Here is a 14,124-nt window from a genome sequence, read left to right as displayed (position 1 = left end):
GCCCTGCCTTGCCCAATGGCCTGCCCTACATGAGCTCCCCCAGCCGCCCCAGTGGCCGCGCCAGCGATCAGCTGCGCACCGTCACCATTGAACGTCATTACACCCGCCACGCCGAAGGATCGGTGCTGGTGAGCTTCGGCGACACCCAGGTGCTGTGCACCGCCAGCATCGAAGACCGCGTGCCGCCGTGGCTGCGCGGCAAGGGTGAAGGCTGGGTCACCGCCGAATACGGCATGCTGCCCCGCGCCACCCACACCCGCATGCAGCGCGAAGCCGCGCGCGGCGGCCAGGGCGGTCGCACCATGGAAATCCAGCGCCTGATCGGTCGCAGCCTGCGCGCCTGCGTGGACCGCCAGGCCCTGGGCGAGCGCGTGATCACGCTGGACTGCGACGTCATCCAGGCCGACGGCGGCACGCGTACGGCGGCCATCACCGGCGCCTATGTCGCGCTGGTGGACGCCGTCACCCTGCTGATGAAGCGCGAGAACCTGCGCCGCAACCCGATCATGGGTGCCGTGGCCGCGGTGTCCGTGGGCATCTACCAGGGCGTGCCGGTGCTCGACCTGGACTACGCCGAAGACTCCAGCTGCGACACCGACATGAACGTCGTGATGAACGACGGCGGCGGCTTCATCGAGGTGCAGGGCACGGCCGAAGGCCACGCCTTCCGCCGCGACGAAATGGACGCCCTGCTCGGCCTGGCAGAGAAGGGCGTGAACGAACTGGTCGCCGCCCAGCGCGCTGCGCTGGAACTGCCCTGATCCACGCGGAAGCACGCATGACACGCATCGTCCTGGCCAGCAGCAATCCCGGCAAGCTGAAAGAGTTCAACGCCCTGCTGGCCGACAGCGGGCTGCACGTCGAGCCGCAATCGGCCTTCAACGTGGACGATGCCGACGAAACCGGCCTCACCTTCGTGGAGAACGCGCTGCTCAAGGCCCGCCACGCTGCGCGCATCAGCGGCCTGCCGGCGCTGGCCGATGATTCAGGCCTGTGCGTGGAACACCTGCGCGGCGCGCCGGGTCTTTACTCGGCGCGCTACAGTGGTGCGCATGGCGACAACGCCGCCAACAATGCCCGACTGCTGCGCGAACTCGACGGCGTGCCGACGGAGCAGCGCGGCGCGTTCTTCATCTGCGTGCTGGTGCTGCTGCAGCATGCCGACGATCCGGCGCCACTGATCGCCGAAGGTCGCTGGCACGGCCGCGTGCTTACCGAAGAGCGTGGCGAGCACGGCTTCGGCTACGACCCCTTGTTCCTGCCCGACGACGAGACGGTGAGCGCCGCCGAACTCGCCCCCGGCCTGAAGAACCGAATCAGCCATCGTGGCCGCGCACTCGCGCTGCTGCGTAGCCAGTTGAGCGAGCTGCACGTTTAAGTCATGTCCCTGATCGCGCCCCCGCTTTCGCTGTACGTCCACATGCCGTGGTGCGTGAAGAAGTGCCCCTACTGCGACTTCAACTCCCACGGCCTGCGCGGCGAGCCACCGCCGTACGAGGCATACGTGGACGCATTGCTCGCCGACCTCGATGCCGACCTGCGTGATTTCGGCGCCGCCATCCATGGCCGCGCCGTGCACAGCGTGTTTTTCGGCGGCGGCACGCCCAGCCTGTTCACGCCGGAGCAGATCGCCCGTTTCCTCGATGGCGTGCGCGAGCGCCTGCCACTGGCGGCCGGCACGGAGATCACGCTGGAGACCAATCCGGGCACGGTGGAGCACGGCCGTTTCGACGGCTATCTGGCGGCGGGGGTCAACCGGCTCTCGTTCGGCATCCAGAGCTTCGACGACGACAAGCTGCGCCGCCTTGGCCGCATCCACTCGGCCAGCGAGGCCGAGGCTGCGGTGAAATCGGCGCAGGATGCCGGCTACAGCAATATCAACCTCGACCTGATGTATGCCCTGCCCGAGCAATCGCAGGAAGGTGCGCTGGCCGACGTGGCGCGCGCCGTCGCCCTGCAGCCGACGCATGTTTCGCACTACCAGCTGACGCTGGAGCCGAACACGGCATTTGCGGCCAATCCGCCGCCGCTGCCGGACGACGACCACGCCTGGGCCATGCAGGAAGCCTGCGAACAACAGCTGGCTGACGCCGGCTATAGGCAATACGAGGTATCCGCCTATGCCCGGCCCGATCGCCGCTGCGAGCACAATCTCAACTACTGGCGCTTCGGCGACTACCTCGGTATCGGCGCCGGGGCACACGGTAAAATTACCGACGTTGCCGCGGGCGACATCATTCGCCGCTGGAAAACCCGCCACCCCAAGGCCTATCTGGCCGCCCCTGGCAGCCCGGAGCGCATCGGTGGCAGCAACCCCGTGGCGGCCGACGAACTGCCGTTCGAGTACATGCTCAACGCCCTGCGCCTGATCGACGGCGTGCCCATGGCCGATTTCGCCGAACGCACCGGCCTGCCGGCCGCGCGCATCGGCGCCGCCCTCAAGCGTGCCCGCGAGCAAGGCTGGCTGAGCGGCGAAGCCGACCGCCTGCATACCACCGCCCTCGGCCAGCGCTTCCTCAACGACGTCATCTCCGGATTCCTTGACTGAATCCACCGTCCGGCCGATGGCGGGAGCGCGGGGCGCGCTTTAGACTTGCCGCCATCCGGGGGGAATGAATCAAGGTGTGTCATGGAAGTCGAACAGCAGGGTCGACGACCACCGTTTGCATCCGATAGGGAGTCGCGTCCCGACCATGTCGGCTGGGCGCCGCGCGCGCGTCGGTTGATCGAAGAAACCCATGCACTTTGCGCGAGCTGGCTCGAGGCGCCGTTGCGCCTGTGCCTGAGCGAAGCCTCGCAACGCCTGTACGCGCAGGCGGAACGCTCACGCAACCCCTCCGAGCAGCAGCATTACCTTTATTCCCGCCAGGTGATCCAGCAGCAGCGCGTACCGCTGGAACGCGCCTTCATGGAAGGCGTGCGCCAGCAGTTCAACGGCGTGGGCGCCATCATCGAACCCGAAACGCACGCCGATGCCCTGCGCCGCCCGCTGGAATTGCTGGATGCCACCGAGCACGAGCAGTCCGTGGCGCTGGAACAGCTGGTAGCGCGTGGCGAAGCCCGCCATGGCACGCCGCTGTTCGAGCTGGGTTACCGGCTGGCCGTGCTGGTCGGCATGCCGCCGCTGGAAGGCGAGCATCTGCCACTGGGCCCCCACGCGCTGGGTTCGGCCTTCCGCGGTGCGATGGCCCAAGCCGACATACCCGTCGAGCATCGCCTGCATCTGCTGCAGTGTTTCGACCTGGCCGTGGTGCAGAGCCTGTCCACCCTCTACGACACCGTCAACGAACACCTGCGCGCGGATGGCATCCTTCCGCAATTGCGCGCCTTCCCCACGGCGCCGCGCACCCAGGTGGAGCGCCAGCCGCGCAACGTCCCGAACGACACGCCGCCGGCGACGTTCCAGCGCCAGCCGACGCCGCCCGCCGCGGCTGCCGGCGCGCACCAGCCCGCGCGCAGCGACAACATCGCCGTGCTCGACAACCTTCGCGAAATGCTTGCCCATCATCGCGCCGGCCAGGGCACGCTCAATTACCAGGGCGGTCGCGCCGCGACACCGGAAGAACTGCAGCTGGCACTGGATGCCCTGCAGCTGCACGTTGGCGACGTCGCCGACCAGGCACGCCGCGAACTGCTCAGCGCGCAGGCCCTGCGCAACGAACTGGTGACCCAGCTCAACACCGGCCGCGCGGAGGGTTCCGCGCAGATGCACCTGACCGACGAACAGGGCGACACGGTGGAACTGGTGGCCATGCTGTTCGAGCAGATGGACCGCCAAGTACATCACCAGGGCAACGCGCATTCACTGCTGGGCGAGCTGCAGCTGCCTGTGCTGCGCATGGCCGTGGCCGATCAGGGTTTCTTCAATCAGAGTGAGCACCCCGCGCGCAAGTTGCTTGGCCTGGTGACCGAGGCCGCCAACGACTGGCTGGACGGCCCCGAAGGCGACGTGGATCGTTCGCTGGAAGCCAAGCTCAACCAGCTGGTGGACCGCGCCCGCCGCGAGCCGCCCAGCACCGGTCTCTACACCAGCCTGCTGGCCGACATCGAACACCATCTGGGCCTGCTCAACCGCAAGGCGCAGATCGCCGAACGTCGGCAAGTGGAAGCCATGCAGGGTCGCGAACGGCTGGAGCAGGCGCGCCACCGCGCCGCCGAGCTGATGGCCGAGCGCTTCGAGAAATGCAATCCGCGCGGACTGCTGCGCACGTTGCTGGAACGCGCCTGGTCCGACGTGCTCGCCCTGACCTTGCTGCGTCACGGCGAAGACAGCGAAGCCTTCTCCATGCGCCTGGGCGTCACCGACCAGTTGCTTGGCCAGAATCCGGTGCACGATCGCAACCTGTTGCGTGCCGAGGTGGAATCGGGCCTGCAGCAGATCGGCATGCACGCCGAGGAAGCCGTGCAGGTGGCGCAACGCCTGCTGGGCATTCCCGCCGCCAGCGCCGCCACGACCACCACCACCACCGCCGAACCCGCCACCACCACCGAACTGGCGCTCAAGCTCAAGCAGCACCAGCGACTCGGTGAACACCTGGCACCGGATGCGCCACCGCCGGTACCGGCACCGCCCGTGCCGACACCGCCGCCTGAATCACCCGAGCGCCGCATCCGCCAGCGCCTGCGCCAACTGCCGTTCGGCAGCTGGTTCGAATTCATCGACCCCGCCAACGGACGCATCACCCAGCGCAAGCTGGCATGGTACTCACCGGTGTCGGGCAACAGCCTGTTCGTGACCCGCCGCGGTCTTCGCAGCCAGGAAATCACGCTGGAACAACTCGCCCATGAAATGGCCTGCGGCCGCGTGCGCGAGATGCCCCCGGTCAAGGAAAACCTGCTCGACCGCGCCTGGCATGCACTGACCAGCCACCTGCGCCAGCTCACCAACGGCCAGCCGGCCGCTACGCGTCCGGGAGCACCGACGTGAACGAGAACGTCGCCTCCATCGACCAGCGCCGCGCCCTGCGCAAGCGCGCAAACTTCACCGCTGTGGTGACCGACGTAATCACCGGCCACCCCATCGGCCACCTGGGCAACCTTTCCGCCAACGGCATGCTGCTGATCAGCACCCATCCGCCCCGCAGCGAAGCGATCTATCAGGTCAGCGTGGCGCTGCCCGGACTGGGCAGCGCGCCGCAGAGCATCGAAGTGGGGATCCAGGAGCAGTGGCACGAGGCGGCGGCAAGCCCCGGGCAGGTATGGGCGGGGTATCGCATCGTGGCGATCGATGAGTCGGATGCGGCGTTGCTGGATGCCTGGCTGGAGCAGCCGGAGAGGGATTGAGGGGGCTCTTTCTCCCTTTGGGGCACGCAAAAGGGCGGGCCTTGTGCCTTCATCATCACCGGGGGAGAGCCGTGAGGGCACTGCCACGTTTACGGTGATGAGGGGCGGGTGCTCGCCTCGTCACTTCATTCTTTAGCCGTCACCCCTGCGGACCCCGCAATGGGGGGCAAGGGCAGGGGTCCAGTGACTTTGCTCACGGCCTTCGGTTGTTGTGGCATCGCGACCTGGCCGCCTACGCGGCGGGCGTTCCGACCTCCTGCCGGAGGCCGGGTCACTTCTCTTTGCTTGCTCAAAGAAAAGTAACCAAAAGAAAGAGCACCCCATCGCGGCGCTGGCCGGTGAAACCGGCCAGTCCGTGAGGGTCGGCCGGGCTTTTCGACAGGACATCCCTGTCCTGTCGAAAAGGGATCGGCATCCTTGCCGATCCCCCTGCGGGCCTTCTCGTCCGCCCCTCACCGCCGCTCAACGGGGAGGGTAGGTCGAGAGCCAGAGCCGAAGGCTCGTGCAGCTGCGCTGCACATCGCGACGCGATGACACATCGAGTGCCGGCTTAGCATCACTGTAGGAGCGCACCCTGTGCGCGACAGCCTGACGGAGCGGTATCGACATGGCGCTGCGGTCGCGCACAAGGTGCGCTCCTACAGGGGGTGTCTCGCACCGTGTGAAGTCTGTTTCTCTCTCACCTCAGTGCTCAGCCCAGTCCTCTCCCGAACGGGAGGAGACGAGCGACCGGTGATGTTCAACGTGAACCACCAAGTGGCAAGGAAGGAGGTGCCGCGCAGCGGCACGACGCTCCGCGTTAAGCCCTCTTCGCATCGGCGCGTTGCGAAGCGCTTGGAAGTACCCGCTGTGTAGAGGCGGAGGTTGCCAAGCAACAACGTTCCTCAGCCGTTCGGGCTTATCCCCACGGAATGCTGCCAGCCTTTAAGGCCATTTTCTTTGGGTTACTTTTCTTTTGGGCCAGCAAAAGAAAAGTGACTCGGCCTCCGGCAGGAGGTCGAAACGCCTCCGCGGCGTAAGCGGCAACCTGGCGCCGGCATGACTACCGAAGGCACAGAGCAAAGACACTGGATGACCCGCCCTTCGGCGGTTGAAAGGCGCCTCCTCCCTCCGCAGGAATGACGGTGAGGGAAATAGAGTCCGAGGCGAGCACCGGCCCTTTAACCCAGCCCTCTCCCCCACGGTGAGAGGGAGAAAAGCAAAGGCCAGGCGCCCTGCAAGGCCTCCCCCAGCAAGTAACGCCCCCTAAACCCCACCAAAACTAGCCATCCCCACCCCACCGCGCGATCATCCAGCTTTCCCCATCCGCCCGCCCCACCCCGAAGGCCGGGCGCGCCAGTCCGGAGTTGCCATGCACGATCGCCTCGCCTCGCTCTACTCCCAGCACCTCGCCACGCTCCGTGAGCGCGCCGACAAGGCGCTTGCCCTGGGCGGCTTCGACCACCTGGTGATCGCGGCGGGTACGCCACTGCGCAAGTTTCTGGACGATCAGGATTATCCGTTCGTCGCCAACCCGCATTTCCGTCACTGGCTGCCGCTCACCGATACGCCGGGAAGCTGGCTCGTCTATACGCCGGGCCAGAAACCCAAGCTGATCTACCTGCAACCCAGAGACTACTGGCACGTGGTCCCTGCGGCGCCCAGCGGCTACTGGGTGGAACACTTCGACATCGAGATCGTGCGCGAAGCGATTGACGCGGTGGCCCTGTTGCCGGGCGCGGCCACGCATCGGGCGATCATCGGCCCCGAATGCCCCACCGTGCCGGGCGCCGAGGCGAACAACCCGCAGGCCGTGCTGGACTACCTGCACTGGCATCGCTCATACAAGACGCCCTATGAGCTGGAACTCATGCGCGAGGCCAGCCGCATCGGTGCACGTGCTCACCATGCAGCGGAACAGGCGTTCCGTGCGGGCGAGAGCGAGTTCGGCATCCACATGGCGTATCTCGCGGCCGCGCGCCAGATCGATGCCGAGTTGCCCTATGCCAGCATCGTGGCACTCAACGAACACGGTGCCGTGCTGCATTACACCCACTTTGATCGCAACGCCCCGACGCAAAGCCGCTCGTTCCTGATCGATGCAGGCGCGAGCGCCGCCGGTTACGCCAGCGACATTACGCGCACTTACGCCGCCGCGGGACACGGCGAATTCCAGGCACTGATCGACAGTGTCGATGTGGCGCAGCGCGGTTTCGCTGCAAAAGTGCGCGCCGGCCAGAGCTATCCCGAGCTGCACATCCACGCCCATCACGTGCTGGCGGAGGTGCTGCGCGAGCACGGCATCATCCGCATGAGCGTGGAGAGCGCGGTGTCGTCCGGTGTCACGTCGGCGTTTTTCCCGCACGGACTGGGTCACCCCATCGGCCTGCAAGTGCACGACGTGGCTGGCTTCCAGGCGTCGGAGACCGGTGGCACCATCGCCCGCCCACAGGGCCATCCGTACCTGCGCATGACGCGCGTGCTGGAGCCGGGGATGGTCGTAACCATCGAGCCGGGCCTGTACTTCATCGACATGTTGCTCGAGGAGCTGCGTGCCAAGCCGGTGGCAACGGATATCGACTGGGCTCGCATCGAGCGTTTCCGCCCGTACGGCGGCATCCGCATCGAGGACGATGTGGTGTGCACGGACAACACACCGGAGAACCTCACGCGCGATGCGTTCGACCTGATCGGCTGATCCTGCGAACCCGCATCGCAGCCTGCCCTGCCCGCTCGCACCGGGCAGGGCATACGTAGAAACACTTACACGAACTCGCACCACCATCGTTGCGACATTTCCGCCCACGCGGCTATCCACCGCTGCGTCATCCACCCGCACGACAGCTTCACATCCCTTCCGTATGCTCGCCCCCAAGGTACTTCCAGGGGCCTGATGCATGTCCATGCCGTCCACCGAGCCGGCCACCACCGTTGATCCACCACGCCCGCTGCTGCGCCGACTGGGGCGAGAACTGGTGTGGCTGGTAGTCGCCAAGATCGCCGTCATTTCTCTGATCTGGTGGGTTGTCGCCTCGCATTACGACCGGCCCGATACCCGACCTGCCGCGATCGAGCAGCTGCTCGCGCCGGCGTCCTCGTCCTCCTCACCGCAAGCAGGCAGCCCATGATCATCGACCCCGAGGTCGTCACGCTTTCACGCCTGCAGTTCGCGCTGACCGCGCTCTATCACTTCCTGTTCGTGCCGCTGACGCTGGGCATCGTGTGGATCCTCGCCATCATGGAGAGTGTCTACGTGATGACCGGGCGGGAAGTATGGAAGCGCATGGTGCAGTTCTGGGGCGTGCTGTTCGGCATCAACTTCGCCATGGGCGTCGCCACCGGCGTCACCATGGAGTTCCAGTTCGGCATGAACTGGGCGTATTACGCACACTACGTGGGCGACGTGTTCGGCACGCCGCTGGCCATCGAGGGCCTGATGGCGTTCTTCCTCGAAGCAACCCTGGTGGGCCTGTTCTTCATGGGCTGGAACCGCATGTCGCGCGTGTCGCACTTGCTCACCACGTGGTTCCTCGCGCTTGGCACCAACCTTTCCGCACTGTGGATCCTCATCGCCAACGGCTGGATGCAGAACCCGGTGGGTTCGGCATTCAACCCGCAGACGATGCGCATGGAGGTGACCTCGTTCACCGAGGTGATGTTCAACCCCGTGGCGCAGGCCAAGTTCGTGCACACGGTGAGCGCCGGCTACGTCATCGGCTCGATGTTCGTGCTGTCGATCAGCGCCTGGTATCTGCTGCGCGGTCGCAACGTCGACTTCGCCAAGCGCTCCATGACCGTGGCGGCCAGCTTCGGCCTCGCCGCTGCACTGTCGGTGGTGGTGCTGGGCGACGAATCGGGCTACGCCGTTTCCGAGAACCAGAAAATGAAGATGGCCGCGATCGAGGCCATGTGGGAAACCGAGCCGGCGCCTGCCTCGTTCACTTTGTTCGGCCTGCCCGACGTGGAGAACCACACCACGCACTATGCATTGCGCATTCCGTGGGTGATGGGCCTGATCGGCACGCGTTCCATCGACAAGCCCATTCCGGGCATTGCCAACCTGGTGGAAGACACCAAGGGACGCATCCAGACCGGCATCGAAGCCTACGACGCCATGCTGGTGCTGCGTGAGGACAAGAACAACGCGCAAGCCAAGGCCATTCTCGCGGCGCACGACAAGGACATGGGTTACGCGCTGCTGCTGAAACGCTTCATGGACGATCCGCGCAAGGCCACGCCGGCGGACATCCAGAAGGCCGCGGACAGCACCATTCCCAACGTGCCGGTGCTGTTCTGGTCGTTCCGCATCATGGTGGCCTGCGGGTTCTATTTCATCGCGCTGTTCGCGTTCTCCTTCTGGAAGTCGAGCAGGCGCGAACTGGACAAGCACCAGTGGTACCTCAAGCTCGCCTTGTGGAGCCTGCCATTGCCATGGATTTCCACCGAGCTGGGCTGGATCGTGGCCGAGTACGGCCGCCAGCCCTGGGCAATCGAAGGTGTGCTGCCGACCGCGCTGGGCGTCTCCAGCGTCACGGCGGGACAGGTGTGGATCTCGCTCGGCGGCTTCGTGCTGTTCTACAGCGCCCTGGCCGTGATCGACGCCGTGCTGATGGTGAAGTACGCCAGGAAGGGCCCGGATGGACTGGGCCTCTGGCCCCCTGCCCATCCCGCGCCGACGGCCACCACCGTACCGGCACACGCCTGAGGAGAACGCCATGTTCGAATACGAAACACTACGCGTGATCTGGTGGGCCCTGCTCGGTGTGCTGCTGATCGGCTTCGCCATCATGGACGGCTTCGACTTCGGCATTGCCGCGCTGCTGCGCGTGCTGGGCAAGACCGAAGACGAACGACTGGTGATGCTGGAAACCATCGAGCCCACCTGGGAAGGCAACCAGGTGTGGTTCGTGCTGGGTGGCGGCGCGGCGTTCGCCGCGTGGCCGCAGCTTTACGCGGTGTCGTTCTCCGGCATGTACCTGGCCATCTTCCTGGTACTGCTGGCGCTGATCCTGCGTCCGGTCGGTTTCAACTTCCGCGGCAAGGTGCATGACGAGCGCTGGCGTACCTTGTGGGACTGGGTGCTCATTGCCTCCGGCATCGTGGTGATGCTGATTTCCGGAGTTGCCTTCGGCAACCTGTTCCTTGGCGCACCGTTCCAGTTCGACAACGACCTGCGCATGACCTGGCAGGGCAGCTTCTTCGAGCTGTTGCACCCGTTTGCGCTGGTGGCCGGACTGGTCTCGCTGAGCATGCTGCTTTCACATGGCGCCTGCTGGGCCGCGTACAAGGCGGATCACGTGGTCGCCGACCGCGCGGTACGCGTCGCGCGCATCGCAACACTGGCCTACGTCGTGCTCTACGTGGTTGCCGGCATCTGGCTCGCCTATGGCGTGCAGGGCTTCGCCATCGTAGGCCCGGTGGTCACGGACGGCGTCTCCAACCCGCTCTACAAGCAGGTGGCTCACGGCAGCAGCTGGTTTGCCAGTTACATGCAGCATCCGGCTTTCTGGCTTGCGCCGGTGCTGGGTTTTGCGGGCGCCATCGGCGTGCAGCTCACGGTGGGCAAGAAAGGGCTGGGCGGTTTCGTGTGCAGCAGCCTGATGGTGGCGGGCACCATTCTCTCCGCCGGCTTTGCGCTGTTCCCGTTCCTGCTGCCCTCCCGCCTGGATCCGCGCTCCAGCCTCACCGTGTGGGATGCCTCCTCCAGCCAGGGCACGCTGGGCCTGATGCTCGCCATGACGGTGATCTTCATGCCGATCATCATCATCTACACCAGCTGGGTGTACCGCGTGATGCGCGGTCGCGTCACGCTGGATCACGTGCGCCAGTCCGGCCACGGTTACTGAGAGAGGAACGACGCCATGTGGTATTTCTCGTGGATTCTCGGCCTCGGCCTCGCTACCGCCTTCGGCATTCTCAATGCCATGTGGTACGAGGTGCATGCCACGGATGAGGCGCACGCGCGCAAGGAGCCGCGTCAGCCGGGCAAGTAAGTCCTGTCCCTGTAGGAGCGTACTTGTGCGCGACCCACCAGCGAAGCAGTAACCACCGAGCGGGACGGTCGCGCACAAGTGCGCTCCTACAGCGTCAAGAATCTCAACGCGAGGCCAGCAGGGCCTCGATCTCGTCCGCATCCTTGGGCACGCCGTCGGTCAGCACGTCGTTGCCATCCTTGGTCACGGCCACGTCGTCTTCGATGCGGATGCCGATGCCACGCCAGCGCTCGGCCACGGTGAAATCGCCGGGCGGTACGTAGATGCCCGGCTCCACCGTCACCACCATGCCCGGTTCGAGCACGCGCGGTTCGCCGTCCACGCGGTAGTCGCCCACGTCGTGCACGTCCAGGCCCAGCCAGTGGCCGGTCTTGGCGGGGAAGAAGCGCTTGTAGCTGCCTTCGGCAATGGCATGGTCGGCCGAGCCCTTGATCAGGCCCAGCGCGCAAAGGCCTTCGGCGATCACCCGCACGGCGGCTTCGTGCGCCGCGTTGAATGCGCGCCCCGGCAGCACCTCGTCAATCGCCGCCAGCTGCGCCGCCAGCACCACTTCATACAGCGCGCGCTGCTCGCGGCTATAGCGCCCGCTCACCGGAAAGGTGCGCGTGATGTCGGATGCGTAGCAGTCCACTTCCGCGCCGGCATCCACCAGCAGCAGATCGCCATCCCGCAGGGTGGCGCGGTTGGCGGTGTAATGCATGACGCAGGCATTGGCGCCACCGGCCACGATGGGCGGAAACGCGGGAACGGCGCCCCGGCTGCGCATCACGCGCAGGAGCTCCGCTTCCACTTCGTATTCATGGCGACCGGCGATGGCCGCCTGCATGGCCGCGCGATGCGCTTCGGCGGCAATCGACGCCGACGACTGCATCAGCTTCAGCTCGCCCCGTGACTTGTACAGGCGCAGATCGTGCAGCAGGTGGCCCAGCGCCACGAACTCCTTCGGCACCACGCCACCGCCGCGCAACTGGCGCAGCCGACGCATCCAGCCCAGCAGTTGGGCGTCGAACTCGGGTTCACGGCCAAAGTGGCAGTAGACACGCGCCCTGCCCTCGATCATGCCGGGCAGGATGTCGTCGATGTCATCGATGGGGAACGCATCGTCCATGCCGTGTTCGCTCACGGCGCGATCGGTACCGATGGATTCCCCGTGCCAGCGCTCGTGCTCGGCGTCGCGCTCGCGACAGAACAGTACTGCCTCACCGTGCTTGCGACCGGGCATCAGCGCCAGCACGGCGTCGGGCTCCGGAAACCCGGAGAGATAGTGCAGGTCCGAGTCCTGCCGATACGGCCAGTTGGCATCCGCGTTGCGCACGCGCTCGGGCGCCGCGGCGATCAACAGCACCGCGTCGTCGCCCGCCATGCGCATCAGCTGGCGGCGGCGACGGGTGTATTCCTCGGACGAAATATTCAATGCACGGTGTCGTTGCTGGAACCGGGCCGGTTCGAGCATTCGGCAAACAGCAGCATGGCGCCCATGCGCACGAATTCGTGCACTTCGATCAACGAGTCTTCGTCCTCGGCGCTGTCACCGAACTCGAAGGACGAGGCGGCGATGGTGCCGAGGTCCTTGAGGATCTCCTGCGCTTCATCCGACAGCTTGCCGTGGTTCTCCGCGCCGCCCAGGCCGAAGCCGCCAAGGAATCCGCGGCACCAGTCCACCAGGGCATCCGCGCGTTCTTCCAGCGGCCGGTCGTCGGCGGGCATCAGTGGCTCGAAACCAAGTTCAGGGTCGGCCAGTTCGGTTTCAGTCTGCTTCACCAGGCGCTCAAGCAGTGCCTTGTCGCCCGCGGAGGGCGTCGCCGCCTCGGCGTCCATGTGCAGCGCCTCCACCAGCGATTGCTTGCCGATGCGGCCGCCGCCAGCCAGGAAGCCACACAGCGAACCATGCAGGCCGCTGGCGTCTTCAGCCAGCTGCAGGCGGGCGGCAGCGGCATCCAGTTCGTCGTAGCCGATCAGCTCGTTGGCGGTCATCGCGAGGCTCCTTTCAAGACAATGGCGGAGTTTAATGCACTGGTTCCCAGAACGCCCCCGCGCCTGCTGCTTTCGGCAGCCCTCCTGCTATAGTTCCGAACCATGAGCGCGCCCGATTCCGTCAAGCCAGATCCCGTGAAGCTAGAGCTTGCCGCTCTTGGCGACCAGGTTGAACGCCTGCTTGACGCCGTGCGCCGTCTCAGCGAGGAAAACCGCAGCCTGCGCCATAGCCAGGAACAGCTGGCCAGCGAGCGCGCCGGCCTGATGGCCCGCAATGAACAGGCGCGCAGCCGCGTCGAAGCAATGATCCAGCGACTGAAGGCGCTCGAGAACAATGGCTGAGAGCACTGTGGGTAGCACCGCCAACGAGCCGGTTGCCGTCGCCCTGCGGCTGGTGGATCGCGAGTTCCTGATCGCCTGTGCGCCCGAAGAGCGCGACGGCCTGCTGGAATCGGCCGCCTTCCTCGACCGCAAGATGCGCGAATTGCGTGCCAACGCCAAGGCACCGGGCTTCGACCGCCTGGCCGTACTGGCCGCCATCAGCGTCACGCACGAGTTCCTTGCCCTGCGCAAGCAGCACACCGGCTCTGATCAGAGCGTGACTGACGGCATCGCCGCTTTGCGTCGCAAGCTTGAAGCCGCCCTCGACGCCCACATAAAATAGTCCACGGCGTTTTCTGCGGTGTGCGCCAGCACACTCTTACTATTGCCTTGTTCCTAAATACGGCCCCGGGTCGGTTTTTCATCGGTTGTTGTGCATGTCCGCCGCGTGCGGAAAGCCTTGAGACCATGTCGCCCTCCCACCTGATCCATCGTGGATCAAGGTCGTTTGGTGGGCAGCGGCATCGCGGTTAACGCCACCTATTCCCTACTTGCGGCGCCTACGGGCGCCGCA

The 14,124-nt window shown here is 65.9% G+C and carries 14 protein-coding genes and 1 other RNA gene; 13 read left to right on the top strand and 2 right to left on the bottom strand.

All coding sequences use genetic code 11. The features are described from left to right. Positions 1-29 precede the first annotated feature (29 nt). The 10 genes from rph (at position 30) to cydX (ending at position 11,255) form a co-directional block, all read left to right on the top strand. On the top strand, positions 30-761 hold the full coding sequence (gene rph, locus H8F01_RS12635) for a ribonuclease PH (RefSeq protein ID WP_187055464.1): 732 nt from the start codon (positions 30-32) through the stop codon (positions 759-761). 17 nt (positions 762-778) lie between these two features. After that, positions 779-1,378, top strand: a complete 600-nt coding sequence (gene rdgB, locus H8F01_RS12630; RefSeq protein ID WP_187055463.1) for an RdgB/HAM1 family non-canonical purine NTP pyrophosphatase — start codon at positions 779-781, stop codon at positions 1,376-1,378. Between the two features lie 3 nt (positions 1,379-1,381). Continuing rightward, entirely contained in the window at positions 1,382-2,548 is a 1,167-nt protein-coding gene (gene hemW, locus H8F01_RS12625; protein ID WP_187055462.1) for a radical SAM family heme chaperone HemW, read from the top strand. A gap of 81 nt (positions 2,549-2,629) precedes the next feature. Further along, a complete protein-coding gene (locus tag H8F01_RS12620; RefSeq protein ID WP_187055461.1) occupies positions 2,630-4,927 on the top strand; it encodes a DUF1631 family protein in 2,298 nt (765 codons plus the stop codon). After that, complete coding sequence (locus H8F01_RS12615; protein WP_187055460.1) at positions 4,924-5,283, top strand: PilZ domain-containing protein; 360 nt, start codon at positions 4,924-4,926, stop codon at positions 5,281-5,283. The genes H8F01_RS12620 and H8F01_RS12615 overlap by 4 nt, the downstream gene beginning before the upstream one ends. Before the next feature lie 1,351 nt (positions 5,284-6,634). After that, positions 6,635-7,960 carry a Xaa-Pro dipeptidase gene (gene pepQ, locus H8F01_RS12610; RefSeq protein ID WP_187055459.1) on the top strand — a complete coding sequence of 442 codons (1,326 nt, stop codon included), beginning with the start codon at positions 6,635-6,637 and terminating at the stop codon, positions 7,958-7,960. Between the two features lie 199 nt (positions 7,961-8,159). Continuing rightward, positions 8,160-8,390, top strand: a complete 231-nt coding sequence (gene cydP / locus H8F01_RS12605; protein ID WP_187055458.1) for a cytochrome oxidase putative small subunit CydP — start codon at positions 8,160-8,162, stop codon at positions 8,388-8,390. After that, a complete protein-coding gene (locus tag H8F01_RS12600; protein WP_238481256.1) occupies positions 8,390-9,967 on the top strand; it encodes a cytochrome ubiquinol oxidase subunit I in 1,578 nt (525 codons plus the stop codon). Before cydP ends, H8F01_RS12600 begins: the two co-directional genes overlap by 1 nt. 10 nt (positions 9,968-9,977) lie before the next feature. Then, positions 9,978-11,108: a cytochrome d ubiquinol oxidase subunit II gene (cydB, locus tag H8F01_RS12595; RefSeq protein ID WP_187055456.1), complete on the top strand. Its 1,131-nt coding sequence runs from the start codon at positions 9,978-9,980 to the stop codon at positions 11,106-11,108. A 15-nt stretch (positions 11,109-11,123) separates the two neighbouring features. Next, positions 11,124-11,255 (top strand): cytochrome bd-I oxidase subunit CydX, encoded by a 132-nt coding sequence (gene cydX, locus H8F01_RS12590; protein ID WP_187055455.1) that lies wholly within the window; start codon positions 11,124-11,126, stop codon positions 11,253-11,255. A gap of 103 nt (positions 11,256-11,358) precedes the next feature. Here the strand turns inward: cydX and H8F01_RS12585 are convergent, their stop codons facing one another. Both H8F01_RS12585 and H8F01_RS12580 read right to left on the bottom strand, forming a co-directional pair. After that, positions 11,359-12,708: an aminopeptidase P N-terminal domain-containing protein gene (locus tag H8F01_RS12585; RefSeq protein WP_187055454.1), complete on the bottom strand. Its 1,350-nt coding sequence runs from the start codon at positions 12,706-12,708 to the stop codon at positions 11,359-11,361. Then, on the bottom strand, positions 12,666-13,229 hold the full coding sequence (locus H8F01_RS12580) for a UPF0149 family protein (protein WP_187055453.1): 564 nt from the start codon (positions 13,227-13,229) through the stop codon (positions 12,666-12,668). Before H8F01_RS12580 ends, H8F01_RS12585 begins: the two co-directional genes overlap by 43 nt. A 102-nt stretch (positions 13,230-13,331) precedes the next feature. Between H8F01_RS12580 and H8F01_RS12575 the strand changes: the two genes are divergently transcribed. The 3 genes from H8F01_RS12575 to ssrS all read left to right on the top strand — a co-directional run bounded on the left by H8F01_RS12575 (position 13,332) and on the right by ssrS (position 14,087). Next, positions 13,332-13,571, top strand: coding sequence for a TIGR02449 family protein (locus H8F01_RS12575; RefSeq protein ID WP_187055452.1), 240 nt, complete (start codon positions 13,332-13,334; stop codon positions 13,569-13,571). Then, on the top strand, positions 13,564-13,893 hold the full coding sequence (locus tag H8F01_RS12570) for a cell division protein ZapA (protein ID WP_187055451.1): 330 nt from the start codon (positions 13,564-13,566) through the stop codon (positions 13,891-13,893). The genes H8F01_RS12575 and H8F01_RS12570 overlap by 8 nt, the downstream gene beginning before the upstream one ends. Before the next feature lie 7 nt (positions 13,894-13,900). Further along, positions 13,901-14,087: non-coding RNA, 6S RNA (gene ssrS, locus H8F01_RS12565), on the top strand. Positions 14,088-14,124 lie beyond the last annotated feature (37 nt).

Source organism: Dyella telluris, assembly GCF_014297575.1.
In the GTDB taxonomy this organism is placed as follows: Bacteria; Pseudomonadota; Gammaproteobacteria; order Xanthomonadales; family Rhodanobacteraceae; genus Dyella; species Dyella telluris.
This window is presented reverse-complemented; position numbering and strand designations above follow the sequence as displayed.

Coding starts and splice junctions, on each gene's coding strand:
- rph (WP_187055464.1), top strand. CDS start 30: ATGAGCTCCCCCAGCCGCCCCAGTGGCCGCGCCAGCGATCAGCTGCGC.
- rdgB (WP_187055463.1), top strand. CDS start 779: ATGACACGCATCGTCCTGGCCAGCAGCAATCCCGGCAAGCTGAAAGAG.
- hemW (WP_187055462.1), top strand. CDS start 1,382: ATGTCCCTGATCGCGCCCCCGCTTTCGCTGTACGTCCACATGCCGTGG.
- H8F01_RS12620 (WP_187055461.1), top strand. CDS start 2,630: ATGGAAGTCGAACAGCAGGGTCGACGACCACCGTTTGCATCCGATAGG.
- pepQ (WP_187055459.1), top strand. CDS start 6,635: ATGCACGATCGCCTCGCCTCGCTCTACTCCCAGCACCTCGCCACGCTC.
- cydP (WP_187055458.1), top strand. CDS start 8,160: ATGTCCATGCCGTCCACCGAGCCGGCCACCACCGTTGATCCACCACGC.
- cydB (WP_187055456.1), top strand. CDS start 9,978: ATGTTCGAATACGAAACACTACGCGTGATCTGGTGGGCCCTGCTCGGT.
- cydX (WP_187055455.1), top strand. CDS start 11,124: ATGTGGTATTTCTCGTGGATTCTCGGCCTCGGCCTCGCTACCGCCTTC.
- H8F01_RS12585 (WP_187055454.1), bottom strand. CDS start 12,708: ATGCTCGAACCGGCCCGGTTCCAGCAACGACACCGTGCATTGAATATT.
- H8F01_RS12580 (WP_187055453.1), bottom strand. CDS start 13,229: ATGACCGCCAACGAGCTGATCGGCTACGACGAACTGGATGCCGCTGCC.
- H8F01_RS12575 (WP_187055452.1), top strand. CDS start 13,332: ATGAGCGCGCCCGATTCCGTCAAGCCAGATCCCGTGAAGCTAGAGCTT.
- H8F01_RS12570 (WP_187055451.1), top strand. CDS start 13,564: ATGGCTGAGAGCACTGTGGGTAGCACCGCCAACGAGCCGGTTGCCGTC.